At 70.2% G+C, this 25,519-nt stretch carries 25 protein-coding genes; 12 read left to right on the top strand and 13 right to left on the bottom strand.

Annotated features, from left to right (window positions below; genetic code table 11):
- Position 1: 1 nt before the first annotated feature.
- Together MW290_RS24945 and MW290_RS24940 are read right to left on the bottom strand one after the other, a co-directional pair.
- Positions 2-478, bottom strand: a complete 477-nt coding sequence (locus tag MW290_RS24945) for a peroxiredoxin (RefSeq protein WP_250197046.1) — start codon at positions 476-478, stop codon at positions 2-4.
- 116 nt (positions 479-594) lie between these two features.
- Positions 595-972, bottom strand: coding sequence for an Mth938-like domain-containing protein (locus MW290_RS24940; protein ID WP_250197045.1), 378 nt, complete (start codon positions 970-972; stop codon positions 595-597).
- Positions 973-1,007: 35 nt separating this feature from the next.
- Between MW290_RS24940 and MW290_RS24935 the strand changes: the two genes are divergently transcribed.
- The 6 genes from MW290_RS24935 to MW290_RS24910 are packed head-to-tail and all read left to right on the top strand — an operon-like array spanning position 1,008 to position 7,095.
- Entirely contained in the window at positions 1,008-2,234 is a 1,227-nt protein-coding gene (locus MW290_RS24935) for a pyridoxal phosphate-dependent aminotransferase (RefSeq protein WP_250197044.1), read from the top strand.
- Positions 2,231-3,544 carry a homoserine dehydrogenase gene (locus MW290_RS24930; RefSeq protein WP_250197043.1) on the top strand — a complete coding sequence of 438 codons (1,314 nt, stop codon included), beginning with the start codon at positions 2,231-2,233 and terminating at the stop codon, positions 3,542-3,544. The genes MW290_RS24935 and MW290_RS24930 overlap by 4 nt, the downstream gene beginning before the upstream one ends.
- A gap of 2 nt (positions 3,545-3,546) precedes the next feature.
- Entirely contained in the window at positions 3,547-4,959 is a 1,413-nt protein-coding gene (gene thrC, locus MW290_RS24925; protein ID WP_250197042.1) for a threonine synthase, read from the top strand.
- Positions 4,960-4,970: 11 nt separating this feature from the next.
- Positions 4,971-5,543 (top strand): molybdopterin-guanine dinucleotide biosynthesis protein B, encoded by a 573-nt coding sequence (gene mobB, locus MW290_RS24920; RefSeq protein WP_250197041.1) that lies wholly within the window; start codon positions 4,971-4,973, stop codon positions 5,541-5,543.
- Positions 5,540-6,826, top strand: a complete 1,287-nt coding sequence (locus tag MW290_RS24915; RefSeq protein ID WP_250197040.1) for a molybdopterin molybdotransferase MoeA — start codon at positions 5,540-5,542, stop codon at positions 6,824-6,826. Before mobB ends, MW290_RS24915 begins: the two co-directional genes overlap by 4 nt.
- A 14-nt stretch (positions 6,827-6,840) precedes the next feature.
- The gene (locus tag MW290_RS24910) at positions 6,841-7,095 is read left to right on the top strand and encodes a MoaD/ThiS family protein (RefSeq protein WP_250200105.1); all 255 of its coding nucleotides are present in this window, start codon (positions 6,841-6,843) and stop codon (positions 7,093-7,095) included.
- A 78-nt stretch (positions 7,096-7,173) separates the two neighbouring features.
- On the opposite strand, the gene dapA is transcribed toward MW290_RS24910, so the two are convergent.
- Positions 7,174-8,055, bottom strand: coding sequence for a 4-hydroxy-tetrahydrodipicolinate synthase (dapA, locus tag MW290_RS24905; protein ID WP_250197039.1), 882 nt, complete (start codon positions 8,053-8,055; stop codon positions 7,174-7,176).
- A 264-nt stretch (positions 8,056-8,319) separates the two neighbouring features.
- On the opposite strand from dapA, the gene MW290_RS24900 reads away from it, so the two are divergent.
- The 4 genes from MW290_RS24900 (at position 8,320) to clpB (ending at position 12,511) form a co-directional block, all read left to right on the top strand.
- Positions 8,320-8,862, top strand: a complete 543-nt coding sequence (locus MW290_RS24900; RefSeq protein WP_250197038.1) for a molybdenum cofactor biosynthesis protein MoaE — start codon at positions 8,320-8,322, stop codon at positions 8,860-8,862.
- Complete coding sequence (gene crcB / locus MW290_RS24895; RefSeq protein WP_250197037.1) at positions 8,859-9,260, top strand: fluoride efflux transporter CrcB; 402 nt, start codon at positions 8,859-8,861, stop codon at positions 9,258-9,260. The genes MW290_RS24900 and crcB overlap by 4 nt, the downstream gene beginning before the upstream one ends.
- Positions 9,257-9,802, top strand: a complete 546-nt coding sequence (locus MW290_RS24890; RefSeq protein WP_250197036.1) for a flavin reductase family protein — start codon at positions 9,257-9,259, stop codon at positions 9,800-9,802. The genes crcB and MW290_RS24890 overlap by 4 nt, the downstream gene beginning before the upstream one ends.
- Before the next feature lie 102 nt (positions 9,803-9,904).
- Positions 9,905-12,511 (top strand): ATP-dependent chaperone ClpB, encoded by a 2,607-nt coding sequence (gene clpB / locus MW290_RS24885; RefSeq protein ID WP_250197035.1) that lies wholly within the window; start codon positions 9,905-9,907, stop codon positions 12,509-12,511.
- Positions 12,512-12,549: 38 nt separating this feature from the next.
- Here clpB and MW290_RS24880 read toward each other — a convergent pair whose 3' ends face one another.
- From MW290_RS24880 to MW290_RS24870, 3 genes are all read right to left on the bottom strand, one after another.
- Positions 12,550-12,843 (bottom strand): hypothetical protein, encoded by a 294-nt coding sequence (locus MW290_RS24880; protein ID WP_250197034.1) that lies wholly within the window; start codon positions 12,841-12,843, stop codon positions 12,550-12,552.
- A 239-nt stretch (positions 12,844-13,082) separates the two neighbouring features.
- Positions 13,083-13,385 carry a late competence development ComFB family protein gene (locus MW290_RS24875; RefSeq protein WP_250197033.1) on the bottom strand — a complete coding sequence of 101 codons (303 nt, stop codon included), beginning with the start codon at positions 13,383-13,385 and terminating at the stop codon, positions 13,083-13,085.
- Positions 13,386-13,506: 121 nt separating this feature from the next.
- On the bottom strand, positions 13,507-14,367 hold the full coding sequence (locus MW290_RS24870) for an AraC family transcriptional regulator (protein WP_250197032.1): 861 nt from the start codon (positions 14,365-14,367) through the stop codon (positions 13,507-13,509).
- Positions 14,368-14,432: 65 nt separating this feature from the next.
- On the opposite strand from MW290_RS24870, the gene MW290_RS24865 reads away from it, so the two are divergent.
- Positions 14,433-15,689: an MFS transporter gene (locus MW290_RS24865; protein WP_250197031.1), complete on the top strand. Its 1,257-nt coding sequence runs from the start codon at positions 14,433-14,435 to the stop codon at positions 15,687-15,689.
- Between the two features lie 7 nt (positions 15,690-15,696).
- Here the strand turns inward: MW290_RS24865 and MW290_RS24860 are convergent, their stop codons facing one another.
- From MW290_RS24860 to MW290_RS24840, 5 genes are all read right to left on the bottom strand, one after another.
- Positions 15,697-17,757 (bottom strand): TonB-dependent receptor family protein, encoded by a 2,061-nt coding sequence (locus MW290_RS24860; RefSeq protein WP_250197030.1) that lies wholly within the window; start codon positions 17,755-17,757, stop codon positions 15,697-15,699.
- A gap of 101 nt (positions 17,758-17,858) precedes the next feature.
- Positions 17,859-18,110 (bottom strand): hypothetical protein, encoded by a 252-nt coding sequence (locus MW290_RS24855; protein ID WP_250197029.1) that lies wholly within the window; start codon positions 18,108-18,110, stop codon positions 17,859-17,861.
- Positions 18,111-18,136: 26 nt separating this feature from the next.
- Positions 18,137-18,964 (bottom strand): PEP-CTERM sorting domain-containing protein, encoded by an 828-nt coding sequence (locus tag MW290_RS24850; protein WP_250197028.1) that lies wholly within the window; start codon positions 18,962-18,964, stop codon positions 18,137-18,139.
- Between the two features lie 43 nt (positions 18,965-19,007).
- A complete protein-coding gene (locus tag MW290_RS24845) occupies positions 19,008-20,126 on the bottom strand; it encodes a hypothetical protein (protein WP_250197027.1) in 1,119 nt (372 codons plus the stop codon).
- A 31-nt stretch (positions 20,127-20,157) separates the two neighbouring features.
- Positions 20,158-21,078, bottom strand: coding sequence for a DUF6345 domain-containing protein (locus tag MW290_RS24840; protein ID WP_250197026.1), 921 nt, complete (start codon positions 21,076-21,078; stop codon positions 20,158-20,160).
- Positions 21,079-21,308: 230 nt separating this feature from the next.
- On the opposite strand from MW290_RS24840, the gene MW290_RS24835 reads away from it, so the two are divergent.
- Positions 21,309-23,015: a thiamine pyrophosphate-binding protein gene (locus tag MW290_RS24835; RefSeq protein ID WP_250197025.1), complete on the top strand. Its 1,707-nt coding sequence runs from the start codon at positions 21,309-21,311 to the stop codon at positions 23,013-23,015.
- Between the two features lie 9 nt (positions 23,016-23,024).
- On the opposite strand, the gene MW290_RS24830 is transcribed toward MW290_RS24835, so the two are convergent.
- Together MW290_RS24830 and MW290_RS24825 are read right to left on the bottom strand one after the other, a co-directional pair.
- Positions 23,025-23,792, bottom strand: a complete 768-nt coding sequence (locus tag MW290_RS24830; RefSeq protein WP_250197024.1) for a coniferyl-alcohol dehydrogenase — start codon at positions 23,790-23,792, stop codon at positions 23,025-23,027.
- A gap of 22 nt (positions 23,793-23,814) precedes the next feature.
- Positions 23,815-25,290, bottom strand: coding sequence for an aldehyde dehydrogenase family protein (locus MW290_RS24825; RefSeq protein ID WP_250197023.1), 1,476 nt, complete (start codon positions 25,288-25,290; stop codon positions 23,815-23,817).
- Between the last annotated feature and the right edge of the window lie 229 nt (positions 25,291-25,519).

Below are 25,519 nucleotides of genomic sequence, written 5' to 3'. Positions count from 1 at the left end.
TTCAGGCTGCCAGCTTGAGCGCGTTCACAGCCTTCAGCACCTCTTCGACGTGGCCGGCGACCTTCAGGCCGCGCCACTCGGCGCGCAGCACGCCGTTGGCGTCGATCAGGAAGGTGCTGCGCTCGATGCCCTTGACCTTCTTGCCGTACATGATCTTGTTCTTGACCACGCCGAACATGTGGCAGAGCTTTTCCTCGGTGTCGGCGATCAGCTCGAAGGGCAGGTCGAGCGCCTGCTTGAACTTCTCGTGCGAGGCCATGTTGTCACGCGACACGCCGAAGACCACGGCGCCGGCGGCCACCAGCTCCTTGTGGTGGTCACGAAACTGCATTGCTTCGGTGGTGCAGCCGGGGGTGTTGTCCTTCGGGTAGAAGTACAGGATCACCGTCTGACCGGCATACGCCTGGGGTGTGAACTTCACACCGCCCGTGGCAAGCGCTTCAAACTCCGGGAGGGCTTTATTGAGGGCTGGCGTCATGAAGGCGGATCTCTTCTAGGGGGTTACCTGACGGGGCAGGAACAACCCTTGATTATACGGGGCCGGCACGACCGGCCGGTTTTCGTGAGGTTTGAACTTGCCTGGCCGGTGAGGATTCACTGCGGTTGCAGCAGCAGCGCGGCCACCACCGAGCGGCCCTCGCTGGCCAGCACGTTGTAGGTGCGGCAGGCGGCGGGCGTGTCCATGGTCTCGACGCCGATGCGCCGCTCAATCAGCGCGCGCTGCAGCGCCGGGCTGACAAAGCGCAGCCGTGTGCCGGAGCCGAAGATCACCAGCTCGGGCTGCAGCGCCAGCACCTGCTCGAAGTGAGCGGCGGTGAGTTCGGGCACGTCGGCCACGGGCCAGGCCACCGGCTGGCCGCGCCAGGGCACCAGCACGCTGGCGGTGTAGGCGCTGCCGTTGACCCACAGCCGACCCGGCTCGACACGAGAGATGCTGTTGACGCCTTCGAGATGGTCGGGTTGGAATTTCATCGTGGTCTAATTATCGGTTCTTCGGAGAACCCCCTGTGAAGCCGCTATCAAAGTCCACCAAGCTCGCCGACGTGTGTTACGACATTCGTGGACCGGTGCTGGCCAAGGCGCGGCAGATGGAGGACGAAGGCCAGAAGATCATCAAGCTCAACATCGGCAACGTGGCCGCGTTCGGGCTGGAGCCGCCCGACGAGATCGTGCAGGACATGATCCGCAACCTGCCGCACACGGCCGGCTACACCGACAGCCTGGGGCTGTTCGCGCCGCGCAAGGCGGTGGTGCACTACACGCAGCAAAAGAACATCAAGGGCGTCACGGTCGATGACGTGTACCTGGGCAATGGCGTGTCCGAGCTCATCACCATGAGCCTGAACGCGCTGCTGAACAACGGCGACGAGGTGCTGCTGCCTTCGCCCGACTACCCGCTGTACACCGCGTCGGTGGCGCTGTCGGGCGGCACGCCGGTGCACTACATGTGCGACGAGCAGAGCGACTGGCTGCCCGAGATCGCCGACATCCGCGCCAAGATCACGCCGAACACCAAGGCCATCGTCGTCATCAACCCGAACAACCCGACCGGCGCGCTGTACCCCGAGAGCGTGCTGCGCGAGATCGTGGAAGTGGCGCGCCAGCACCAGCTGCTGATCCTGGCCGACGAGATCTACGACAAGACGCTGTACGACGGCCAGGTGCACACCAGCATCGCCTCGCTGGCCGACGACGTGCTGTGCATCACCTACAACGGCCTGTCGAAGAACTACCGCAGCTGCGGCTACCGTGCCGGCTGGATGGTGGTGTCGGGCGACAAGCGCCATGCCCGCGACTACATCGAGGGCCTGAATATGCTGGCCTCGATGCGGCTGTGCGCCAACACGCCGGGCCAGCTGGCGATTCAAACTGCGCTGGGCGGCTACCAGAGCATCAACGACCTGGTGGCGCCTACCGGCCGACTGTGCCGCCAGCGCGACCTGGCCTATGAGCTGCTGTCGCAGATTCCGGGCGTGAGCGTGGTCAAGCCCAAGGCCGCGCTGTACATGTTCCCGCGGCTGGACCCGCGCCTGTACCCCATCCAGAACGACCAGCAGTTCGCGTATGAGCTGCTGGCCGAGGAAAAGGTGCTGATCGTGCAGGGCACGGGCTTCAACTGGCCCACGCCCGACCACTTCCGCATCGTGTTCCTGCCCAACTCCGACGACCTGGCCGAGGCCATCGGCCGCATCGCGCGCTTCCTCGAGCATTACCGCAAGAGACATTCCCAATGAAACCGATTCGGATCGCCGTGCTCGGCGCTGGCGTGGTGGCCAGCGGCGTGGTGCATGTGCTGCAACGCAACCAGCAGGAAATCCAGCGCCGCGCCGGCCGCGGCCTGGAAGTCATCGCCATCGCGGCGCGCAACACCGCCAAGGCGCATGAGGCGCTGGGCGCCACCGGCGTGGCCACTGCCGACGATTTCGAGGCCGCGGTGCGCCGCCCCGACGTCGACATCGTGGTCGAGCTGATCGGCGGCACCGACCGCGCCCGCGCGCTGGTGCTGGCCGCCATCGAGGCCGGCAAGCACGTGGTCACCGCCAACAAGGCCTTGCTGGCCGTGCACGGCAGCGAGATCTTCGCGGCGGCCAGCGCCAAGGGCGTGATGGTGGGCTTCGAGGCCGCGGTGGCCGGGGGCATTCCCATCATCAAGGCGCTGCGCGAAGGCCTGACGGCCAACCGCATCGAGTGGATCGCCGGCATCATCAACGGCACCACCAACTTCATCTTGAGCGAGATGCGCAGCAAGGGCCTGGACTTCGGCACCGTGCTGGCCGAAGCGCAGCGCCTGGGCTATGCCGAGGCCGACCCCACCTTCGACATCGAAGGCGTGGACGCGGCCCACAAGGCCACCATCATGAGCGCCATCGCCTTCGGCGTGCCGGTGCAGTTCGACAAGGCCCACATCGAGGGCATCACCAAGCTGCAGGCCGCCGACATCCGCTATGCCGAGCAGCTGGGCTACCGCATCAAGCTGCTGGGCATCACCCGCCGGCGCGACGAAGGCATCGAGCTGCGCGTGCACCCGACGCTGGTGCCCGCCAAGCGGCTGATCGCCAACGTGGAAGGCGCGATGAACGCCGTCGTGGTACAGGGTGATGCCGTGGGCACCACGCTGTACTACGGCAAGGGCGCGGGCAGCGAGCCCACCGCCAGCGCCGTGGTGGCCGATCTGGTGGACATCACCCGCCTGCACACCGCCGACCCCGACCACCGCGTGCCGCACCTGGCCTTCCAGCCCGATGCGATGAGCGATGCGCCCATCCTGCCGATCGAGCAGGTGCGCACCGCCTTCTACCTGCGCCTGGTGGTGGCCGACGAAACCGGCGTGCTCAGCCGCATCACCACCATCCTGGCCGAGCGCGACATCTCGATCGACGCGGTGCTGCAGCGCGAATCCGCCGAGGGTGAGCGCCAGACCGACCTGATCATCCTCACCCACGACACCGTGGAAGGCCGCATGCGCCAGGCCCTGGCGCAGATGCAGGCGCTGCCCACGGTGCTGGCCCCCATCGTCGCGCTGCGCAAGGAAGAGCTGGCCTGACCGTGAAATACATCAGCACCCGGGGCGACGCCCAGCGCCGCAGCTTCAGCGAGATCCTGCTCGAGGGCCTGGCGCCCGATGGTGGCCTGTACCTGCCCGAGCAGTACCCGAAGGTCGACGACGCCACGATGAACCGCTGGCGCACGCTCTCGTATGCCGATCTGGCGTTCGAGATCCTGTCGCTGTACATCGACGACATCCCGGCCGACGACCTGCGGGCGCTGGTGCGCAAGACCTACACGCACGAGGTCTTCGGCACCGAGGCCATCGTGCCGCTGAAGCCGCTGGAGCCGGGGCTGGCGCTGGAAGCCCTGTCCAACGGGCCCACGCTGGCCTTCAAGGACATGGCGATGCAGCTGCTGGGTAACCTGTTCGAGTACGAACTGGCCCGCCGCGGCGAAACGCTCAACATCCTGGGCGCCACCTCGGGCGACACCGGCAGCGCCGCCGAATACGCGATGCGCGGCAAGCAGGGCGTGCGGGTGTTCATGCTCAGCCCCCATGGCCGCATGAGCCCGTTCCAGCAGGCGCAGATGTTCAGCCTGCAGGACGAGAACATCCACAACATCGCCATCGAAGGCGTGTTCGACGACTGCCAGGACATCGTCAAGGCAGTGAGCAACGACCTGCCGTACAAGCGGGCCCACCGCATCGGCACCGTCAACTCCATCAACTGGGCGCGGCTGCTGGCCCAGGTGGTGTACTACTTCGCCGGCTATTTCCAGGCCACGCAAGGCAATGCCGAGCGCGTCAGCTTCGCCGTGCCTTCGGGCAACTTCGGCAACATCTGCGCCGGCCACGTGGCCCGCATGATGGGCCTGCCGATCGAGCGGCTGATCCTGGCCACCAACGAGAACGACGTGCTCGACGAGTTCTTCCGCACCGGCACCTACCGCGTGCGCAAGGGCCACGAGACGCACGAGACGTCCAGCCCGTCGATGGACATCAGCAAGGCCAGCAACTTCGAGCGCTTCGTCTTTGATCTGATGGGCCGCGACGGCCAGCGCGTGCGCCACCTGTTCGGCGAACAGGTGGAGCAGGCCGGCGTGTTCAGCCTCACGCCCGAAGAGTTCGGCCGCATCGCCGGCTTCGGCTTTGTCTCGGGCAAGAGCACCCATGCCGACCGGCTGCGCACCATCCGCGACACCTGGGAACGCTACGGCGTGATGATCGACACCCACACCGCCGACGGGCTGAAAGTGGCGCGTGAATGCGCGCTGGCCGGCACCACCACGCTGGTGCTGGAAACCGCGCTGCCGGTGAAGTTCGCCGACACCATCCGCGAAGCCCTGGGCCGTGAGCCCGAGCGCCCGGCCGCGCTGCAGGGCATCGAGGACCTGCCCAAGCGCTTTTCCGTGATGCCGGCCGACCCACAGGGCGTCAAGGCCTACATCTCGGCCCACGTCAGCGCCTGAGCGCGGCCTCGATGGCTGCAGTCCAGGCCGTGCCGCGCTTCAAGCTGGTGGGTTTTGCCGGCCCCTCCAACGTCGGCAAGACCACGCTGATCACCGGCGTCCTGGCCGCGCTCAAGGCCCGCGGGCTGCGGGTGTCGGTGCTCAAGCATGCGCACAAGCGCTTCGACGTCGACACCCCCGGCAAGGACAGCTGGCGCCACCGCGAGGCCGGTGCCTTCGAGGTGCTGCTGGCCTCGCAGAAGCGCCTGGCGTTGCTGCGCGAGTACGAGACCGAGGCCGAGCCTTCGGTGCATCAGCTGCTGGCCGAGCTGTCGCCCTGCGACTGGGTGCTGGTCGAAGGTTTCAAGCATGCCGACCTGCCCAAGATCGAGGTGCGCCGCGCCGCCGCGCCGCAGCAGCTGGCGCCGCTGTATACCGACGACCCCTTCGTGGTGGCGCTGGCCACCGACAGCCCGCCGCCGGTGCCCACGTCGCTGCCGCTGTTGTCCATCGACGACCCCGGCGCCGTCGCGCAATGGCTGGTGGAATCGGGCGACCGCTTCGACTACCGGCCGGAGCACCACCTTCCTGACGAGACCGCATGACTGCCACTGCTGACCGCCCCGGGCTGATGCCGCTGGACGAAGCGCTGCGCCTGCTGGGCGAAGGCGCCCGCGCCGCCGCCATCACCGAGACCGAAACCCTGTCCACCTTCGACGCGCTGGGCCGCGTGCTGGCGGCCGAGGTGCGTTCCGGCCTGGACGTGCCGCCGCAGGACAACACCGCGATGGACGGCTACGCCGTGCGCGTGGCCGACGTGCCGGCCGAAGGCACGCTGCTGCCGGTGAGCCAGCGCATCCCCGCCGGCGTGGTGGGGCAGCCGCTGCAGCCGGGTACCGCGGCCCGCATCTTCACCGGCGCGCAGATCCCCGCCGACGCCGACGCGGTGGTGATGCAGGAGCGCTGCGAAGCCGTGGCCGGGGGCGACCCGCAGGGCCTGGGCAGCGTGCGCGTGAACCTGGTGCCGCCGCCGGGCTTTTCCATCCGCCGCCGCGGCGAAGACGTGCGCAGCGGCGCCGTGGTGCTGGAACGCGGCCAGCGGATGACGCCGCAGGCGCTGGGTCTGGCCGCCTCGGTGGGCGCGGCGCAGGTGACGGTGCTGCGCCGGCCACGCGTGGCGCTGTTTTCCACCGGCGACGAGCTGGTGATGCCCGACCAGGTGCCGCCCGATCGCATGCCGCCTGGCGCCATCTACAACTCCAACCGCTACACGCTGCGCGGGCTGCTGCAATCGGCCGGCTGCGAGGTGACGGACCTGGGCATCGTGGCCGACAGGCTGGACGCCACCCGCGACGCGCTGCGCCAGGCGGCGGCCGGGCACGACCTCATCATCACCTGCGGCGGCGTGTCGGTGGGCGACGAAGACCATGTGAAGCCGGCGGTGCAGGCCGAAGGCCGGCTGGCGCTGTGGCAGCTGGCCATCAAGCCCGGCAAGCCGCTGGCCTTCGGCGCGGTGCGCCGGGGCTCGTCGGACGGTGGTGAGGCGCTGTTCGTCGGCCTGCCGGGCAACCCGGTGTCGGCCTTCATCACCTTCATGGTGGCGGTGCGGCCGGTGCTGCAGGCGCTGCAGGGCCTGCCGGCCACGCTGCCGCGGGCGCTGACGGCGCGCGCCGGCTTCGACTGGCCGCGGCCCGACAAGCGGCGCGAGTTCCTGCGGGTACGCTTCGACGACGCCAGCGGCGAGCTAGTGCTGTACAGCAACCAGGGCTCGGGCGTGCTCACCTCCACCGTGTGGGCCGACGGCCTGGTGGACAACCCGCCCGGTCAGGCCATCGCCCGGGGGGACACCGTGGCCTTTCTGCCGATGCAGCAGCTGGTGGGCGCATGACGGCCGACGTGTTGATGACCGTGCAGGTGCGCTACTTCGCCGCGCTGCGCGAAGCCCTGGGCAGTGGGGAGGCGGTGCAGCTGCCCGCCGGCAGCCGCGTGGCCGACCTGCGCGCCGCGCTGGTGGCCCGCAGCCCCGCCCATGCCGAGCGCTTGGCCCCCGGCCGCGCGGTGCGCTGCGCGGTGGCCCAGGTGATGTGCCAGGACGAGCAGCAGGTGCTGTCCGACGGCGCCGAGGTGGCGTTCTTTCCGCCGGTGACGGGCGGCTAAAAGGTCCCGCCGGGACGGCCCAAGGGGCCGAGCGCCCCCATGGGGGGCCGCGAGCGCAGCGAGCTTGGGGGTGCTGAGTCAAGCCTCCCGGGCCAGTCGGCCCAGCTGATCCACCAACGCTTCGATCTGCTGCTGCAGTGCCGCCGACACCGGCTGCATCGGCGCGCGCAGCTCGTTGCGCAGCAGGCCTTGCGCGGCCAGCGCGGCCTTGGCCGGTGCCGGGTTGGGCTCGGCGAAGGCGGCGCGGATCCAGGGCTGCAGCGCCTGCCACAGCCGCCGCGCGGCGGGCAGGTCGCCGACGCGCAGTTGCTGGTGCAGCCGCACGAACAGCTCGGGGTGCAGGTGGGCCGAGGCCGAGATGCTGCCCGCGCCGCCCATGCACAGCGTCGCGAAGATCTCGATGTCGTCGCCCGCCAGCACCTGCAGCCGGCCGTCGTCGATCAGCGCCTGCGTGTCGGCCAGGTGGCCGCCGCAGTCCTTCAGGCCGATGATGTTGGCGTGGGCGGCCAGCGCCAGCGCGGTCTCGCGCTGGATGCGGGTGCCGGTGCGCGACGGGATGTCGTACAGCACCACTGGCCGCGGCGAGGCATCGGCCAGCGTGCTGAAGAAGTCGATCACGCCGGCCTGCGGCGGCCGCACGTACAGCGGCGGCGGCACCAGGAAGCCGGCCACCGGGTACTCGGCCCATTGCAGCAGCTCGGTGCGCACCGGCTGCGGCGCGCTGCCGGCCACGCCCATCAGCACCGGCAGGCCGGTCTGCGCGTCCAGCACCGCCTGCAGCACCTGGCGCTGTTCGTCGTCGCTGAGCAGCGCCGCTTCACCGGTGCTGCCGCACACCACGTAGCCGGCAATGCCGCGCGGCGCCAGCGTGGCCACCAGCCGGGTGAGCGCGGGCAGGTCGAGCCGGCCGCCGCTGAATGGGGTGACCAGCGGAATCCATACGCCTGAGAGATCGAGCATCTGAAAGTTCTCCTGAGAGCGACCGAGTGGCAAACCGCGTGCGCGTGCGGCTCGGCGGTGGCTGGCGGGGCAGGAGAAGCAGGGGGAGGCTTGCTGTTGCTTGGCCGGTTCCGTCGTGTCGCATCCGACCACGGAACCGCAGCTCCGGTCAGAAGCGCTGCCGTTTTTTGAGTGCGCGGGCGCCCGCCGCCGCAAAGCGGACGTGAGCAGGGCGGAAGGCGTGACCGGGCATGGGGCTGCAGTGTAGATGACACAATCCTGCGGATGCAGAGGGAACAGTTTCAGGTGGTGCGCATCCAGGCCGAGGACTTCGACCTGTCGGCCGAAGTGGCTGCCTTGCGCGCGGGCGATGCCGGCGTGGGCGCGGTGGCGGCTTTCGTGGGCACGGTGCGCGACCGCGACGGCAGCGCCGCCCAGGCCGTGCAGCCGGTGCAGCTGCTGGAGCTGGAGCACTACCCCGGCATGACCGAGCGTGCCATCGAAGCCATGGTGGACGCGGCGCGCCAGCGCTTCGGCATCCGCGGCGCGCGGGTGGTGCACCGCGTGGGCCCGCTGGCCCTCAACGACCAGATCGTGCTGGTGGCGGTGAGCGCCGCCCATCGCGGCGAAGCCTTCCAGGCCTGCGAATTCCTGATGGACTACCTCAAGACCCAGGCCCCGTTCTGGAAGAAGGAACACACGGCCGCCGGCGCCCACTGGGTGGACGCCCGCGTGGCCGACGACGCCGCCGCCGCGCGCTGGGGCCTGCCCACCGGCAATGCGCCGGTCGTGGCGCCTGCCATGGCCACCGCAGGGCAGCCGGCATGACGGGGACCGTGGCGAACGTGCCCTGGAGCACCGTGGCCGCCATCGCGGCCGGCGCCGTGGTGGGGGCGCTGTCGCGCTTTGCCGCCGGCTTGTGGCTCAACGCGGTGTGGCGCGGCTTTCCGGTGGGCACGCTGTTCGTCAACTGCGTGGGCGGGTTGATGATCGGTTTTGCGATGCTGCTGTTCACCCGCCACCCCGACGAGACGCTGCGCCACCTGGTGATCACCGGCTTCCTGGGCGGGCTGACCACCTTTTCCAGCTTCTCGGCCGAATCGCTGGGCCTGCTGCAGCGCGGCGAGCTGCCGCTGGCGCTGGCGCACACGCTGGCCCATGTCATGGGCGCGCTGCTGTGCGCGGCGCTGGGCTTTGCGCTGGCGCGCCTGGTGCTGCGGGCATGAACGCGCCGCTGCATTCTGCTGCCGCCGCGGTGCCGGCCGCCAGCCCGGCGCCCGACCCTGCCGCCGAGCGTCTGGCGCTGCGCGCCGCGCTGGGCCGCTACGCCACCGGCGTCACCATCATCACCTGCCGGGCGCCCGATGGCGCGCGGGTGGGCCTGACGGCCAATTCCTTCAGCGCGCTGTCGCTGGACCCGCCGCTGGTGCTGTGGTCGCTGCGCCAGGCCAGCAGCAGCCTGGCGCCGTTCGCGGCTTCGGCCGGTTTTGCCGTCAACGTGCTGGCCGAAGACCAGGCCGAGCTGTCGCGGCGCTTCGCCTCTTCGGTGGCCGACAAGTTCCACCAGGGCGACTGGAGCGACGGCGCCCACGGCGCGCCGGTGCTGGCCGGCTGCACCGCCGTCTTCGAATGCACGCTCACCCACCAGCAGGCGGCCGGCGACCATGTGCTGTTCATCGGCCAGGTGCAGCGCCATCGCCATGCGCCCGAGCTGCCGGCGCTGGTGTTCCATGCCGGCCACTACCACGCGGTGGGCGATCGCCTGTAGTTCGCATCCCCGGGCCCGCCGATTGCCGCCGCGTTTGATGTAGCGCAACTTGAAAACGGGGCCAGAGCGCCTCATGTCTCTCGCAATCGGAGGTTAATCCCCATGCGAATCGACAAACTCACCACTGCCTTCCAACAGGCCCTGGCAGAAGCGCAGACGCTCGCCGTCACGCGCGACAACCCCTACTTCGAGCCGGCGCACCTGCTGGCCGCCATGCTGGCGCAGCCCGACGGGCCCAAATCCCTGCTGGACCGTGCCGGCGCCAACACCGCCGCGCTGAAAACCGCGATGGAGACCGCCATCAACGGCCTGCCCCAGGTGCAAGGGCAGGGCCAGGTGGTGCAGCCCAGCCGCGACCTGGTGGCGCTGCTGCAGGCGGCCGAGAAGGAGGCCGGCAAGCGCGGCGACCAGTTCATCGCCAGCGAGATGTTCCTGCTGGCGCTCACCGACGCCAAGACCGACCTGGCCGGCATCGTGCGCGGCCATGGCCTGACGCGCAAGGCGCTGGAAGCCGCCATCGACGCGGTGCGCGGCGGCGCCAAGGTGGACTCGGCCGAGGCCGAGGGCCAGCGCGAGGCGCTCAAGAAGTACACGCTCGACCTGACCGAGCGCGCCCGGCAAGGCAAGCTCGACCCGGTGATCGGCCGCGACGACGAGATCCGCCGCGCCATCCAGGTGCTGCAGCGGCGCAGCAAGAACAACCCGGTGCTGATCGGCGAGCCCGGCGTCGGCAAGACCGCCATCGTCGAAGGCCTGGCGCAGCGCATCGTCAACGGCGAGGTGCCCGAGAGCCTGAAGGACAAGCGCGTGCTGGTGCTGGACATGGCCGGCCTGCTGGCCGGTGCCAAGTACCGCGGCGAATTCGAGGAACGCCTGAAGGGCGTGCTCAAGGAAGTGTCGGCCGACCAGGGCCGCATCATCCTGTTCATCGACGAGCTGCACACCATGGTGGGCGCCGGCAAGGCCGAAGGCGCGATGGACGCCGGCAACATGCTCAAGCCCGCGCTGGCGCGTGGCGAGCTGCACTGCATCGGCGCCACCACGCTGGACGAATACCGCAAGTACGTCGAGAAGGACGCCGCGCTGGAGCGCCGCTTCCAGAAGGTGCTGGTGGGCGAGCCCACGGTGGAAGCCACCATCGCCATCCTGCGCGGCCTGCAGGAAAAGTACGAGGTGCACCATGGCGTGGAGATCACCGACCCGGCCATCGTCGCCGCGGCCGAGCTGAGCAACCGCTACATCACCGACCGTTTCCTGCCCGACAAGGCGATCGACCTGATCGACGAGGCGGCGGCCAAGATCAAGATCGAGATCGATTCCAAGCCCGAGGTGATGGACCGGCTGGACCGGCGCGTCATCCAGCTCAAGATCGAGCGTGAGGCGATGAAGAAGGAGCATGACGAAGGCTCGCAGCGCCGGCTGGCGCTGATCGAGGAAGAGCTCGTCAAGCTGCAGCGCGAGTACGCCGACCTGGAAGAGATCTGGAAGAGCGAGAAGGCCGCGGCCCAGGGCTCGGCCCATGTGAAGGAAGAGATCGACCGCATCAAGTTCCAGATCGAGGAGTTCAAGCGCAAGGGCGACTTCAACAAGGTGGCCGAGCTGCAGTACGGCAAGCTGCCGGGGCTGGAGGCGCGCCTGAAGGAAGCCCAGGCCAAGGAAGCCGGCAAGGCCGCCGGCGCCAAGGACGGCAAGGGCGGCCCGCAGCTGCTGCGCACCATGGTCGGCGCCGAGGAGATCGCCGAGGTGGTCTCGCGCGCCACCGGCATTCCGGTGAACAAGCTGATGCAGGGCGAGCGCGACAAGCTGCTGCAGATGGAAGCCCGCCTGCACGAACGCGTGGTGGGCCAGGACGAGGCCATCGTGGCGGTGGCCGATGCCATCCGCCGCAGCCGCGCGGGCTTGAGCGATCCCAACCGGCCGCTGGGCAGCTTCCTGTTCCTTGGCCCTACCGGCGTGGGCAAGACCGAGCTGTGCAAGGCGCTGGCGGGCTTCCTGTTCGACTCCACCGACCACATGATCCGTGTCGACATGAGCGAGTACATGGAGAAGCACTCGGTGAGCCGGCTGATCGGCGCGCCCCCGGGCTATGTGGGCTACGACGAAGGCGGTGCGCTGACCGAGGCCGTGCGGCGCAACCCGTACAGCGTGGTGCTGCTCGACGAGGTGGAGAAGGCCCACCCCGACGTGTTCAACGTGCTGCTGCAGGTGCTGGACGATGGCCGCCTGACCGACGGCCAGGGCCGCACCGTGGACTTCAAGAACACGGTGATCGTGATGACCAGCAACCTGGGCTCGCACCTGATCATGCAGATGGCGGGGCAGGACAGCGAGCTGATCCGCGAGGCGGTGTGGGGTGAGGTGAAGGAGCATTTCCGCCCCGAGTTCCTCAACCGCATCGACGAGACGGTGGTGTTCCATGCACTGGACCGCCAGCACATCGAGAACATCGCGAAGATCCAGCTCAAGGGCCTGGAAGCGCGGCTCGAGAAGATGGAGATGAAGCTCGACGTGGCGCCCGAGGCGCTGCAGGAACTGGCCAAGGTGGGGTTCGATCCGGCCTTCGGCGCCCGGCCGCTCAAGCGCGCCATCCAGCAGCGCATCGAGAACCCGGTGGCCAAGCTCATCCTGCAGGGCCGCTTCGGCCCCAAGGACGTGATCCCGGTCAACGTGGTGGACGGCGAGTTTTCGTTCGATCGCGTGGTGCACTGACTGGTGCACCGAGCGCCCGCGGCCTTCGCCGCGGGCGCCTAGGCGGACAGACGCTGCGCCACCGGCTGCTCCGCCGCCGCGATCACGCCGACGAAGGTGGATGCCTTGTCCACCAGCACGCGCACGCTGTCTTGTGTGGCGCCGTGCAGGCTGCACACGGCCACTTCCAGCTTCATCACGTCCTGCGCCGCATAGGCGTAGTCCACCTTCAGCAGATCCAGGCCGCGGGCCGCGTACAGGCCCAGGATGCGGCACATCAGGCCGGCATCGCGGTCCATCAGGTAGGTCTGCACCAGGCGCGGTGCGCGGGGAAAGAGGTCTTGGGCGTTCATGCTGCCTTCCGGTGATCCACGAGGGCTGGCGCACGGCGCGCCAGCGGCGGTTGCGCGTGGATCGAAGCGCAGCGGACGAGGAGGAACCGGCTGGCGGCATCGACCCGGCTGACCGGGACGACGCGCACGTGCCCGGTCAGCGCGGAATTCGAATGATCGCGATGAGGGCCAGGGGCAGGCGGGCAGGCATGGCGCGAGTCTAAGCGAGCAAACGCCGCCTGCGTGCCCTGCGCATCGAATCAGGCAGCGGCCCGCACCACCGGGCGTGCGCGCTCCCGCGCGCTGACGAACTCGAAGGCCTGCTGCACGGCCGAGGCGATCATCTGGCCGTTGGCCGCGCGTTCGGCTTCGGTCAGGTAGAACAGATAGTCGACCCGGTGGCGGATGTAGCGCGGCTGCACCCGATTCAGCGCGATGCAGGCCACGTCGATCAGCAGTTCGTTGCGGGCGGCCACGTCGGGAAAGCGCGGGGCCATTTCCTGCACGGCTTCGAACACGCTGCTCTCGTGGTGGTTGTGGATGGAAGAAAAGTCCAGGCTCATGACAACATCTCCGTCGACGGCTTGATTGCCGAAGGGCAAGGCCATTGTGGGCAGCTGCGCCGCCCGGGGTCACCGGAAGAGCGGCGCCGATTCCGGGCTTTCGTCACGCCGGGCCGGCGTTCTACAGCGCCGAGCCGAAGAAGCGCGCCGGCGGCATGCCCACCGAGCGCTTGACCATCGCCGTGAAGGCGCTGGCGCTGGCATAGCCCAAGTCGGCGGCGATGCGCTTCATCGGGTGCTTGTGCGCCGCCATCGCCACCGCCTTGGCCAGCAGCACCTGCTGCCGCCACTGGCCGAAGGAAGTGCCCAGTTCCTGCTGGAACAGGCGCGCCACCGTGCGCGGGCTGGCGCCGGTGTCGCGGGCCCAGGCTTCCAACGTCGCGTGCCGGGTGGGGTCGTCCAGCACCGCTTCGCACAGCGCGCGCAGGCGTGGGTCGGCCGGCAGGTCCACGCCCAGCTTCACCGGGCGGGCGCGGCGCAGCTCGTCCAGCGCCACGGCATTGAGCCGCGCTTCGCGGGCCTGCTGCTCGCGGTCGATCTGGCGCGGGCGGGCCAGGTCGTCGGGGCGCGCATCCATCGCCATCACCAGCGCGCGCAGCAGGTCGCTCACTTCCAGCACGCGGCACTGGCGCCACAGCGCTTCTTCGGCGCGCGGCACCTGCGGGCCGCAGCGGCCGGCGGGCTGATGCAGGTACAGCGTCATCAGGTCGGTTTCGCTGAGCACGGTGACGGCATGTTCCACGCCCGGCGGAATCCACAGCGCACGCGAAGGCGGCACGATGTACGAGCCGCAGGCCGTGGTGAGCCGCGTGACGCCGGTGGTGGAAAAGGCGAACTGTGCCCAGTCGTGCGCATGCGGCACCACGAATTGGTCGGGCGTGAGCCGGTGGCACTTGATGCGCACCGGCCGCTCGGCCGAGGGTGTGAACAGATGCGGCGTCAACGGCCCGATGCGGCGGGCGCGGGAAGTGCGGCTTGGCATGATCGCGACAGAAGTTGTCACGCTATCGTAAACCTGCCGCTGCCGGGGCCTCTACGATCCGCCCCATGAGCACACTTGCAGCCCCGCCGGCCGGCGGCACTCCCCTGCGCCAGGACGCCACCGTCATCGGCCTGGTCGGCATCGCCCACCTCATCAGCCACTACAGCCAGCTGCTGCTGGCGCCGCTGTTCCCGTGGCTGAAGGACGAGTTCGCGGTCAGCTACACCCAGCTGGGCTTCCTGCTCACCATCTTCTTCGTGGTCAGCTGCGCGGTGCAGGCGGCCTCGGGCTTCATCGTCGACCGCTTCGGCGCGCGGCCGGTGCTGTTTGTCGGGCTGGGCCTGCTGGGCACGGCCGCGCTGGGTTATGCCACCAGCCACAGCTACGCGATGCTGGGCTTCTGGGCGGCGGTGGCCGGCGTGGGCAATGGCGTGTTTCATCCGGTGGACTACACGCTGCTCAACCGCAAGATCGGCAAGGCGCGGCTGGGCCATGCCTACAGCGTGCACGGCATCACCGGCAGCCTCGGCTGGGCGCTGGCGCCGGCCATGCTGGTGCCGCTGGCCCATGCCTTCTCCTGGCGCGTGGCGCTGCTGGCCGCGGCCGGCCTGGCCTTTGCGGTGCTGGCGCTGGTGTGGACCCAGCGCCGTCACCTGCAGCTGCCGGCCTTGCCCGCGGCGGCGCCGGCCGCCCGGCCGGGCGCGGCGCCGGTGCAGGCCGAGGGCCCTTTCGATTTCCTGAAGATCCCCGCGGTGTGGATGTGCTTCGCGTTCTTCTTCTTCTATGCCGCTTCGCTGAGCGTGGTGCAGAGCTTCGCGCCCGAGGCCGCACGCCACCTGCACGAGGTGCCGATGGCGCTGGTGGCCATGTGCCTGACCATCTACATGGTGTGCACGGCCGGCGGCATGGTGCTGGGCGGCTTCCTGGCGTCGGACCCGGCGCGCTGCGAGCGCATCGTGGGCGCGGCCTTCGGCGTGGCCGCCAGCATCGCGCTGGTGCTGGGCCTGGCCAGCCTGCCGGCGATGGCGGTGCCCGTGCTGTTCGGTGCCATGGGCTTCTTCGCCGGCATCGCCGGGCCTTCGCGCGACCTGCTGGTCAAGCGCTCGGCTCCCGACAACGCCACCGGCCGCGTCTACGGCGTGGTGTATGCCGGCCTGGACATTGGCCAGGCGGTGGCGCCGCTGCTCTTCGGCACGCTGATGGACCAGGGCCGCTACACCACGGTGTGGGTGGGCCTGGCCCTGGTGCAGGGCGTGCTGATCGCCAGCGCCTTCAACGTGCGGCGCGTGCGCCGCACGGGGCGGGTGGTTCAGGCGGCCTGAAGCGGCCTTAGAAGCTGTAGCTCCCAGTCACCCCCAACGCCCACGTCCGCCCCGGCGCCGGCTCGAAATAGCGCTGGTTGGTTTCGTTGACGATGACCGAGCCGACGTAGTCCTTGTCGAAGAGGTTGTCGACGCGCGCGAACTGGGTGAGCTTCCAGGCGCCGATGCGCTGCTCGAAGCCGGCGCGCAGGACGGTGGTCACGTAGCCGGGGGCCTGGGCGGTGTTGGTGTCGTTGGCGCTCAGGCGGCTGGCGCCGCGCACTTCGGCCGCGCTGCTGAAGCCGCTGGCCAGGTGCCGCCAGCCCAGCTCGCCGTACAGCACCTGCCGCGGCACGCCGGGGATGCGCTTGCCCGACAGGTCGGCCCCGGCTGGGGTCACCAGGTCGCGGTACTCGGCGCGGGTGTTGGTGTACGCCAGCGTGGCATTGAAGCCGGCCGGCAGCGTGGCGTCCATCGACAGCTCCAGGCCTTCACGCCGGGTCTTGCCGGCATTGGCGTACACGGTGCGGCCGCCGCTGGAGCCGGCCGAGACCACTTCATTGCGCGTGTCGGCGCGGAACACCACCGCGCTGGCGCGCATGTTGCTACCCAGGCGGGCCTTGACGCCCGCCTCGAAGTTGCGGCTCTTGGCCGCGGCCAGGTCGAAGTTGAGGCCCGGCTGGCCACCGCTGCGGTAGGCCAGCTCGGCGAAGGTGGGCGTCTCGAAGCCGCGGCCCAGCGAAGCGAACAGATGCAGGTCGGGGCTCAGCTGGTGCAGCACGCCCAGCACCGGGCTGGTGGCGCTGTAGCGGGCCGAGCCGCTGTCGTCCGGGTTGGCACCGGTGATGAAGCGGTCCTTCGATTCGAAGCGCACCACGCTGTGCCGCAGGCCGCCGGTCAGCTTCCAGGCCGGCGCCACCTGCCAGCTGCCGATGATGAACTGGTCGAAGCTGTGGACGGTGTCGTCCTCGTCGCGGCGCAGCGCGCCCGCGGTGCCGGCGTTGTTGACGAAGCCCTGCCGGTGCTCGCGCATGCGGTCGTAGGCCAGGCCGACGGTGATGGAGCGCTGCTCGTCGCCCAGCCGCCATTGCAGCCCGGTGCCCGAGAAGTTGCGGTCCAGGTCGACCACGCCGCCCGAAGAGGTGATGCCCTGCGCCACCAGCGGCAGGCCCAGGTACTGGGTGAGCTGGCGCTGGCCGCCGTACACGCTGGCTTCCACCGCGCCGCCCAGCAGCTGCGGATGGCGCCACACCAGGCCGCCCTGGGTGTGCTTGATGCTCTTGCGGGTGTCCTGCGCCAGCGCGTTGGTGCCGGCCTGGCGCGGGTCGGCGTCCAGCTGGGCCTGCGTCAGGCCCAGCGGGTCCTGCGTGTCGGGCTGGTTGAGCGCATTGGCGATGACGACGATGCTGGCGCCGTTGTCCAGACCAAAGCGCAGCCGCGCATTGGCCAGGTCGCGGCGGGCGGCGCTGTGGTCGCGTGAGCCGTTGGTCTCGAAGCGCGAGACATTGCCGGTGGCGCCGAAGCTGCCGCTGGACACGCCGAAGCGCACGCCGGTGCGCCAGGTGGAGTCGCTGCCGCCCATCACGCTGCCTTCCACGAAGGGCTTGCGCGGCGCGTCGTCGCCGATGACGTGGATGACGCCGCCCGAGGCATTGCCGTACAGCGCCGCGAAGGGGCCGCGCAGCACCTCGATGGCGCCGGCACCTTCCAGGTCCAGCAGCGCGGTCTGGCCCTGGCCGTCGGGCATGGTCAGAGGAATGCCGTCCTGTATCAGCCGCACGCCACGCACGCCGAAGGTGGCGCGGGCGCCGAAGCCGCGCGACGACACCTGCAGGTCTTGCGCATAGTTCTGCCGGTTTTGCACCAGCAGGCCGGGCACGCGGGCCACGCCTTCGGACAGGTTCACGCGCCATTGCTGGTCGCGCAGCGCCTCGCCGTCCACGCGGTCGATGGAAGCGGGCACGTCGAAGGCGCGCTCGGCGCTGCGGGTGCCGGTGACGACCACCGACTCGACGTTGGACGTCTGGGCCTGCACCGTGGTGCAGGCCAGCAGCAGGGCGCAGGCGCGTGCCACCGCATGGGGTTTCATGTCATGTCTCCTGTGTGTACGACTGTGAGCGAGGTTAGCCCATGCAGTCGCACCCGCAGGAGCGGGCAGTTACCGACCGCGAGGCACGCGGTCGACGAGGCTCAGCGCGGGCCTGTGTCGCGCCGTAGCTGGCGCAGGCATTCTTCGCGCACGGCACGCACGGGGTGCTCCCGGCAGCGGCGCAGGCGTTCTGCGTGGCTGGGCGTCGGCGAGGCGGCGCTGGCCGCGCCCGCAGCCGGGGCCGAAGCACCGGCCGGCGCGGCCGACAGCGGCCCGCACACCAGCCACAGCAGGCAGGCGGCCAGGGCCATCAGCCAGTAGCTGCCGATGCCCTGCCACTTCACGCGGCCCATCGCGGCACCCACCCCACGCAGGCCGATCAGCCCTGGCGCGCGGCCGAGCGCCGCCGTGCCAGGCTGCCCACCGCCACCAGCCCGGCCAGCGCCATCGCCCAGGTCGAGGGCTCGGGCACGACCGCCACCGTGCCGGACACCGTCAAGCTGCTGGCCCCGGCCCCCACGCCGGCAAAGCTGAGCGAGCGACCGGAGATGGACTGCCCGTTGTCCGACAGCGCCAGCCGCACGGTGAAGCTCTTGTTCGGCCCCAGCGTGTCCGCGTTCCATTGCAGGCCCATCACCGCATCGCAGCCGGTGGCGGCCAGGCAGGCCGCGTCGGGGGCGCCATCGGTGAGGTTGGCATTGGCGCTGAAGCGGCCCGGGATGCTGTCGAAGGGGTCGTTGCTGAAGGCATGCACCTCGCGCCGCACCGCATCGCCCGTACCCGCGGGGCCCCAGGTCTCGCTCACTTGGTCCAGGTAGTGGGTCTGCTCGCCATCGGGGTTGGCGAACACCATGAAGCGCAGCTGCGAAAAGCTGTCGGTGGTGCTGAGGTTGGTGATGCGGTAGTCGATGGTCAGCAGGCTGGTGCCCGCACCGCCCACCTGCACGCCGAAGCTCAGCGCCGGGTTGAGGCCGGTCACGCTCGCCGGGTTGCCGGCGCTGCCCAGGCCGGCGATGAAGACCAGCGGCGTGAGCTGGAACACGTTGCCGCTGCTGCCGTAGTTGATGTTGCTGAAGCTGCCGCCGGGGTCGGGCGCTTCGCTGGGGTTGACGGCGGCCTGGGCCACCGGCAGGCCGGCTGCGCAGGCCAGCGCAGCGGCGATGGCTTGGCGCCGCAGGCGGGCGGGAAGGAAGAAGGGCGTGGTCATGGGCAGGCTCCTCAAGGGCAAGGGATGGGCGACGCGGCGGGCTTCAGCGTGCCGCACGTTCGGTCTCGGTCTGTTGCACCAGGTCGTACTCGCGCACCAGGCCGGGCGCGAAGAACTGCTTCTCCGTGGCTTCCACGGCGCCGGGTCCGGCCTGCGAGACGATGACCTTCACCGCCGGCCGCAGCACGCCGCACACCCAGCACAGCGGCGGGTTGGGGTCGTCCGGGTTGGGGTAGGCCTTGCGCAGGCCGATGAGGATGGACAGGGAGCCCACGCGCCGCACGCCCTCGTTGTAGAGGTCCTCGGTGATCTCGTCGATCAGCGCGCTGGCCGACTTGGCGAGCTTGGCATCCAGCTTGGGGTCCATCTGCGCGTCCGACCAGCCGTCCACCCGGGCGTACTGCACGCCGCTGTCGTTCAGCGCGATCACCGCCTGGCCAGGGGCGATCACATGGTTGAGCTGCACGCCGCTGGCGCCATCGCGCAGCAGCCCGCCGGGCACGCTGAAGGCCCGCGGCAGCACCACCACCTTCTGCAGCTCGAACTGCTGGCCCTGCTCGCTGGCCTCGTCGGCGATGCCGGCCACCAGCGTGCGCACCGGGTAGGGGTTCTTGGCGCCGGGCGGCGGCAGCGGTATCTCCGACTTCGGGATGCCCAGCAGCTCGGCAAAGGCCAGGGCCTGCTTGTAGGCCTCTTCATCGCTCATGCGCAAGGCGCGGGGCGCGTCCTCGCTGCCGGGCTTGAAGGCGGCGCGGCGGTAGAACTTGATGTTGCCCATGCCCACGTTCTTGCTGAACGAGAGCATGGTGTATGCGCCGGTGGGGTCGTCGCGCTGGCCGCCGTCCAGCAGGCAGTCGCCTTCGTCGGCTTCCTTCTGCGCGGTGCTGGCCTGGCGGCAGTCGGGGGCCGGCACCGGCACGCCGCGGCCGAAGGTGGCCTGCGCCACGCGGCCGGGGTTGAAGCCGCGAGAGATGGCGCCATCGGGCCGCACGTTCATCAGCCGGTTGACGGTGTCGGCCGGGCCGTTGGGCAGCGCGCGCGACAGCGCGGCGGCCACGGTCTTCTTCAGTTCGTCCTGGCGGCTCTGCGCCTGCGCCTGCAGGCCGGTGAGGGCGGCCAGCGTGGCCAGCGCGGCGGCCGCGATGCGGGTGTGCTTGTTCATGGTGGTGTCCTTGCGGGTGGGCCGTGCCGGCTCAGGGGTTGAAGGGCGTCTGGCCGACCGGGTCGCAGCCGCGGTAACCCATCCAGGCGTAATACGCATTGCCGCTGGGGGAGCCGAAGGCGCCGCTGTTGTTGTAGCGCTCGTGGAGCAGGCGGTTGAGCGCATTGCCGCCGCTGGGGCCCACGGTCATCGCGGTGGGGCACTGGTCCTGGCAGGTGCCGAACCAGCCCAGCGGGTCGTGCGTGGCACAGGCAAAGCGGTCGGGCTTGTAGTGGTTGGTCACCCAGGCGGTGGCCACCGGCATCACATGCCCGTCCTGCGCGGTGTCGGCGTAGTCGCCGTTGAAGCTGCTGCTGATCCACATGATGCCGTGGAAGCCGGTGAACACATGCAGGCCCTTGGCCGTGCCGGGCTCCTTCATCGCCACGCGCATGTTCGAGAAATAGCCCTGGTTCAGGCTGAAGCACGACGAGGCATGCATGAACTTCAGGTTGCTGTCGCCCAGGAAGGTGGTGCCGCCCAGGGTGCCCATCTTCAGGCTGCACTGGCCCTTCCAGCTGTTGCGCATCAAGGCGCCCCAGGCATTGCCGGCATCGAAGCCGTGGGCCGCGAGGATGGCCGCATCGGGCCAGTCGAGCCAGCTGAAGTCGGCGCAGGCTGCGTCGTAGCGCGGGTCGCAGAAGCGGCGCAACGTGGTGCTGCCGTCGATGAACTGACCCGTCTTGGCATGGCCCATCAGGCCCATGCGCTGGTACCAGGCGTTGGCCATGCCGGGCCAGGCGGCGCGGTCGACATCGGTGTCGCCGGGGGCGCAGTTGCCGCCGCTCCAGTTGCCGATGGCGTACATGTCCACCTTGAAGGCCAGGGCGGTGGACAGCCCGGTGGACACGGCGGCCGCGGCGGCCAGCCGCAGCAGCAGGCGCCGGTGTTGGGGGGTGAGGTGGATGTTCAAGGCGAGTCTCCTGTGCGATCCCGGCCCGTCGCGAAGCTGCGTGGACCGTGAGGCAAAGGTAGGCGGGCACCTCGGGCGGCAACACCCCCGCGCGGCTTCAACAAAGGGGGCCCGGAAGGGGGTGGTCGGAGGGCGCTCTTGTGGGGGGAGCGGGCCGCGCGAAGGGGTGCGCCGGGGCCCGCCCGTATGATCGACGCAGGCCTTTTCAAACCCCTTCTTCACCGCCGTTCATGAACACTCGCCCCGCCGGCCATGCCCTGGTCGAAGCCCTCGTTGCACAAGGTGTGGACACCGCCTTCGGCGTGCCTGGCGAAAGCTACCTGGCGGTGCTGGACGGCTTCCATGAGCACCGCGACCGCCTCCGCTTCATCGCCTGCCGGCAGGAGGGCGGCGCCGCCTTCATGGCCGAGGCGCAAGGCAAGCTCACGGGCCGGCCGGGCATCTGCTTCGTCACCCGCGGGCCGGGCGCCACCAACGCCAGCATCGGCCTGCACACCGCCTTCCAGGACAGCACGCCGATGGTGCTTTTCGTGGGCCAGGTGGCCAGCGACCAGCGCGACCGCGAGGCCTTCCAGGAGCTGGACTACCGCCAGGTCTTCGGCCCCGGCACGCTGGGCATGGCCAAGTGGGTGGGCGAGGTGCACGACGCCCACCGCCTGCCCGAGTACGTGGCCCGCGCCTTCCATACCGCGATGCAGGGCCGCCCCGGCCCGGTGGTGCTGGTGCTGCCCGAGGACATGCTGACGGTGCCCACCGCAGCGCCGGTGCTGCCCCGCATCGAGCCCGCCACCGCCTGGCCAGCGCCGGGCGCGATGCGTGACCTGCGTGCGCTGCTGGCCGCTGCCGAGCGACCCTTCGTCATCGCCGGTGGCAGCGGCTGGACGCCCGAGAGCGCCCAGGCGCTGCAGCGCTTTGCCGAGAACTGGGGCCTGCCGGTGGGTTGCGGCTTCCGATTCCAGGACACCTTCGACAACCGCCACCCGCTGTATGCGGGCGATGTGGGCATCGCCATCAATCCCAAGCTGGCGCAGCGCATCCGCGAGGCCGACCTGGTGCTGGCCGTGGGCGTGCGCCTGGGCGAGATGACGACCAGCGGCTACACCTTGCTGCAGGTGCCGCGGCCGGCGCAGAAGCTGGTGCACCTGCATGCCGGCGCCGAAGAGCTGGGCCGCGTGTACAGCGCCGACCTGATGCTGCAAAGCGCGATGTGCCATGCCGGTAAGGCGCTGGAGACGCTGGCAGCGCCGGCCGGCACGCCGCGCTGGGCCGAATGGGCGGCCGCCGCCCATGCCGACTACGAAGCCAACCATGTGGCGCCCGAAGTGCAGCCCATGGACCTGGCGCAGGTGATGAAGACCATCCAGCGCCTGGCGCCCGAAGACACCGTGTACACCAACGGCGCCGGCAATTACGCCGGCTGGCTGCACCGCTACGTGCGCTACTTCGGCCTGCAGCACCGTGGCCGCACGCAGCTGGCGCCCACCTCGGGCGCGATGGGCTATGGCGTGCCTTCGGCGGTGGCGGCTTCGCTGCTGTACCCGCAGCGCACCGTGGTCAACATCGCGGGCGATGGCGACTTCTTGATGACCGGGCAGGAGCTGGCCACGGCCACCGGCTATGGCGCCACGCGGCTGATCTGCGTGGTGGTGGACAACGGCACCTACGGCACCATCCGCATGCACCAGGAGCGCGAGTACCCGGGCCGGGTGAGCGGCAGCGACCTCTTCAACCCCGACTTCGCGGCGCTGGCCCGGGCCTATGGCTGGCGGGCCGAGCGCATCGAGGCCACCGCGCAGTTCGAGCCGGCCTTTGCCGCCGCGCTGGACAGCGGCCAGCCCACGCTGCTGCACGTGAAGCTGGACACCGACGTCAGCACCACACGCAGCACGCTGACCGCCATCCGGCAGGCGGCTGAACGCCGCTTGCAGGGCGGCTGAACGCCTTCGTCACACGTAGGTGGAGGCCAGCCCGCCGTCGACCGGCAGGTTGACGCCGCTGATCCAGCGCGCCGCGTCCGACAGCAGGAAGGCCACCACCGGCGCGATCTCGTCGCTGTAGGCGGGCCGCTTCATGCGGTGCTGGTCGGCCTGCACCCGCTCGGCGCCCAGCATCTGCACGAAGTCGCCCAGGATGGGCGTGAACACCGGCCCCGGCGCCACGCAGTTCATGCGCACGCCGCGCTGCAGGAACAGCGGCTGCGACTGCGTCAGCGTCCAGACGATCAGGGCGTCCTTGAAGTACTGGTAGCAGCTGGCCTGCGGCACCGGATGGCGCTGCAGCCAGGCTTCGCCGGCCGCGAAGCCGGGGGTCTCGGCCAGGGCCTTGTGCAGGTCCAGCCGCTGCGGCCATTCAGCGCCCAGGATGGACGCGATGTTCACCACCCCGGCGCCTTCGGGCATGCGCGGCGCCAGCGCCAGCGTCAGCTGCCGCAGGCCCAGGTAGTTGACGCGGGCCACTAGGTCCACCGGCGCCGTGCCGGGCACGCCGGCCACGTTGGCCAGGCCGTCGATGCGCTCGGGCAGCCGGGCCACCGCGGCGTCGATGGCCGCGGGCTCGCCCAGGTCCACCTGCACGAAGCCGTCCAGCGTCAGCGAGGGTTCGTTGCGGTCCAGCCCGATCACCCGCGCGCCGCGCAGGCGCAGCAGCTTGGCGGTGTCGCTGCCGATGCCCGAGGCTACGCCGGTGACGACGATGGTCTTGTTGTGAAAGTCCATGCGAAGCTCTCCTTGAAGCGCGTCAAAAGGGGAAGGCGCGCACGCCGGCCTGCACCGTGAGCCATTGCCAGCGTGTGTATTCGTCGATGTCGGCCGGCCCGCCCACGGCGCTGCCGTTGCCGCCCAGGCCCGGCCCGCCGAAAGGGTTGGTGCACTCGTCGTTCACCGTCTGGTCGTTGATGTGCACCATGCCGGCGTTCAGCCGCTCGCCGATGGCCATGGCCCGCGCCACGTCGCGGCCGATCACCGCCGCGGCCAGTCCGCCCTGGCTGTTGTTGGCCAGCGCCACCGCCTCGTCGTCGCTGTCGAAGGCCACCAGGTTGACCAGGGGCCCGAAGGGCTCTTCGTCGAAGGCGCGCATGCCGGGCTTCACGCCCGACAGCACGGTGGGCCGGTAGCACAGGCCCTCGTGCTGGCCGCCGGCTTCCAGCCGCGCGCCGGCCTCCACCGTGTCCTTGACCAGCTGGTCGAAGCGGCCCAGCTGCTTGGCATCGATCATCGGCCCCAACGCCACCTGGCCGCTGGCGCCGTCGCCCACCGGCAGGTGGGTGGCCTTGGCCACCAGCCGCTGCTTCAGCGCTTCCAGCACCGGGCGCTGCACCAGCACGCGGTTGCTGGCCATGCAGATCTGGCCCTGGTGGAACCAGGCGCCGAAGGCCACGGCGCTGGCGGCGGCGTCCAGGTCGGCATCGTCCAGCACCACCAGGTTGTTGGCGCCGCCCAGTTCCAGCGACACCTTCTTCAGGTGGCGGCCGGCCAGCTCGCCGATGCGCCGGCCCACGCCCGGCGAGCCGGTGAAGGCGATCATCGGCACGCGCGGGTCGGTGACCAGCGCTTCGCCGGCTTCACCATCGCCGGGCAGCACCTGCAGCAGGCCCGCGGGCAGGCCGGCCTGCTCGAACACCTCGGCCATCAGCACGCCTCCGCTGTAGGGCGTGCGCGGATCGGGCTTGAGCACCACCGCATTGCCCAGCGCCAGCGCCGGCGCCACCGTGCGCAGGCCCAGGATCAGCGGAAAGTTGAAGGGCGAGATCACGCCCACCAGCCCATGCGGCACCCGCCGTGCGATCGACAGCCGACCCGGCGTGCTGGGCAGCACCTGGCCCTGGGCCTGCATCGGCAGGCCGGCAGCGATGCGGCACAGCACGATGGCTTCACGCACCTCGTGCTGGCCCTTGGGCACGATGCCACCGGTCTCGCGCGCCACGGCCAGCGACAGCTCGTCGAAGCGGGCTTCCAGCGCCTGCGCCGCCTTCAGCAGCACGGCCGCGCGGTCGCGCGGCGCGGTCGCGGCCCAGGCCGGCTGGGCGGCGTGAGCGCGGGCGATGGCGTCGGTCATCTCCTGCGCATCGGCAATGCCCACCTGGCCGATGGTGGCGCCGGTGGCCGGCTCGATCACGGCGCGGCTGCCGCCGCGGGCGGGGCGCCAGCGGCCACCGTCGTACAGCTGGCCGTTGGCATGCGCCGGCATCACCGGCAAAGCGTCATGGGCTCCCATGGTCTCGTGTCTCCGTTGGCTGCGTCCGTCAAGGGCGACGGCGTCGGGCCTGCAGAGCGCAAGCGCGGGGCCAGCGGGGGCGCGGTGGGAACGGCCGGGCGAGCTCGGCAGGGGCGGCTGCCGAGGGAAGACTCAGGACTTTCCCGGAGGCTGGCACCACCCGTTCGGCCGCCGGTTGGCGGGCCGAACGACCGCGCTGAATTTTCTTAATTGAGCAAGCGTTTCTGCC

The organism is Aquincola tertiaricarbonis, from assembly GCF_023573145.1.
Taxonomy (GTDB): Bacteria; Pseudomonadota; Gammaproteobacteria; order Burkholderiales; family Burkholderiaceae_C; genus Aquincola; species Aquincola tertiaricarbonis_B.
This window is presented reverse-complemented; position numbering and strand designations above follow the sequence as displayed.

What these genes read in the sequence shown, in the direction of transcription:
- MW290_RS24915 (WP_250197040.1), top strand. Translation starts at nt 5,540, where the DNA reads ATGACTGCCACTGCTGACCGCCCCGGGCTGATGCCGCTGGACGAAGCG.
- MW290_RS24930 (WP_250197043.1), top strand. Translation starts at nt 2,231, where the DNA reads ATGAAACCGATTCGGATCGCCGTGCTCGGCGCTGGCGTGGTGGCCAGC.
- MW290_RS24910 (WP_250200105.1), top strand. Translation starts at nt 6,841, where the DNA reads ATGACCGTGCAGGTGCGCTACTTCGCCGCGCTGCGCGAAGCCCTGGGC.
- MW290_RS24830 (WP_250197024.1), bottom strand. Translation starts at nt 23,792, where the DNA reads ATGGACTTTCACAACAAGACCATCGTCGTCACCGGCGTAGCCTCGGGC.
- MW290_RS24880 (WP_250197034.1), bottom strand. Translation starts at nt 12,843, where the DNA reads ATGAACGCCCAAGACCTCTTTCCCCGCGCACCGCGCCTGGTGCAGACC.
- MW290_RS24850 (WP_250197028.1), bottom strand. Translation starts at nt 18,964, where the DNA reads ATGACCACGCCCTTCTTCCTTCCCGCCCGCCTGCGGCGCCAAGCCATC.
- MW290_RS24860 (WP_250197030.1), bottom strand. Translation starts at nt 17,757, where the DNA reads ATGAAACCCCATGCGGTGGCACGCGCCTGCGCCCTGCTGCTGGCCTGC.
- MW290_RS24870 (WP_250197032.1), bottom strand. Translation starts at nt 14,367, where the DNA reads ATGCCAAGCCGCACTTCCCGCGCCCGCCGCATCGGGCCGTTGACGCCG.
- MW290_RS24890 (WP_250197036.1), top strand. Translation starts at nt 9,257, where the DNA reads ATGAACGCGCCGCTGCATTCTGCTGCCGCCGCGGTGCCGGCCGCCAGC.
- dapA (WP_250197039.1), bottom strand. Translation starts at nt 8,055, where the DNA reads ATGCTCGATCTCTCAGGCGTATGGATTCCGCTGGTCACCCCATTCAGC.
- MW290_RS24845 (WP_250197027.1), bottom strand. Translation starts at nt 20,126, where the DNA reads ATGAACAAGCACACCCGCATCGCGGCCGCCGCGCTGGCCACGCTGGCC.
- MW290_RS24855 (WP_250197029.1), bottom strand. Translation starts at nt 18,110, where the DNA reads ATGGGCCGCGTGAAGTGGCAGGGCATCGGCAGCTACTGGCTGATGGCC.
- MW290_RS24940 (WP_250197045.1), bottom strand. Translation starts at nt 972, where the DNA reads ATGAAATTCCAACCCGACCATCTCGAAGGCGTCAACAGCATCTCTCGT.
- MW290_RS24945 (WP_250197046.1), bottom strand. Translation starts at nt 478, where the DNA reads ATGACGCCAGCCCTCAATAAAGCCCTCCCGGAGTTTGAAGCGCTTGCC.
- MW290_RS24825 (WP_250197023.1), bottom strand. Translation starts at nt 25,290, where the DNA reads ATGGGAGCCCATGACGCTTTGCCGGTGATGCCGGCGCATGCCAACGGC.
- mobB (WP_250197041.1), top strand. Translation starts at nt 4,971, where the DNA reads ATGGCTGCAGTCCAGGCCGTGCCGCGCTTCAAGCTGGTGGGTTTTGCC.
- MW290_RS24875 (WP_250197033.1), bottom strand. Translation starts at nt 13,385, where the DNA reads ATGAGCCTGGACTTTTCTTCCATCCACAACCACCACGAGAGCAGCGTG.
- clpB (WP_250197035.1), top strand. Translation starts at nt 9,905, where the DNA reads ATGCGAATCGACAAACTCACCACTGCCTTCCAACAGGCCCTGGCAGAA.
- crcB (WP_250197037.1), top strand. Translation starts at nt 8,859, where the DNA reads ATGACGGGGACCGTGGCGAACGTGCCCTGGAGCACCGTGGCCGCCATC.
- MW290_RS24865 (WP_250197031.1), top strand. Translation starts at nt 14,433, where the DNA reads ATGAGCACACTTGCAGCCCCGCCGGCCGGCGGCACTCCCCTGCGCCAG.
- MW290_RS24900 (WP_250197038.1), top strand. Translation starts at nt 8,320, where the DNA reads ATGCAGAGGGAACAGTTTCAGGTGGTGCGCATCCAGGCCGAGGACTTC.
- MW290_RS24835 (WP_250197025.1), top strand. Translation starts at nt 21,309, where the DNA reads ATGAACACTCGCCCCGCCGGCCATGCCCTGGTCGAAGCCCTCGTTGCA.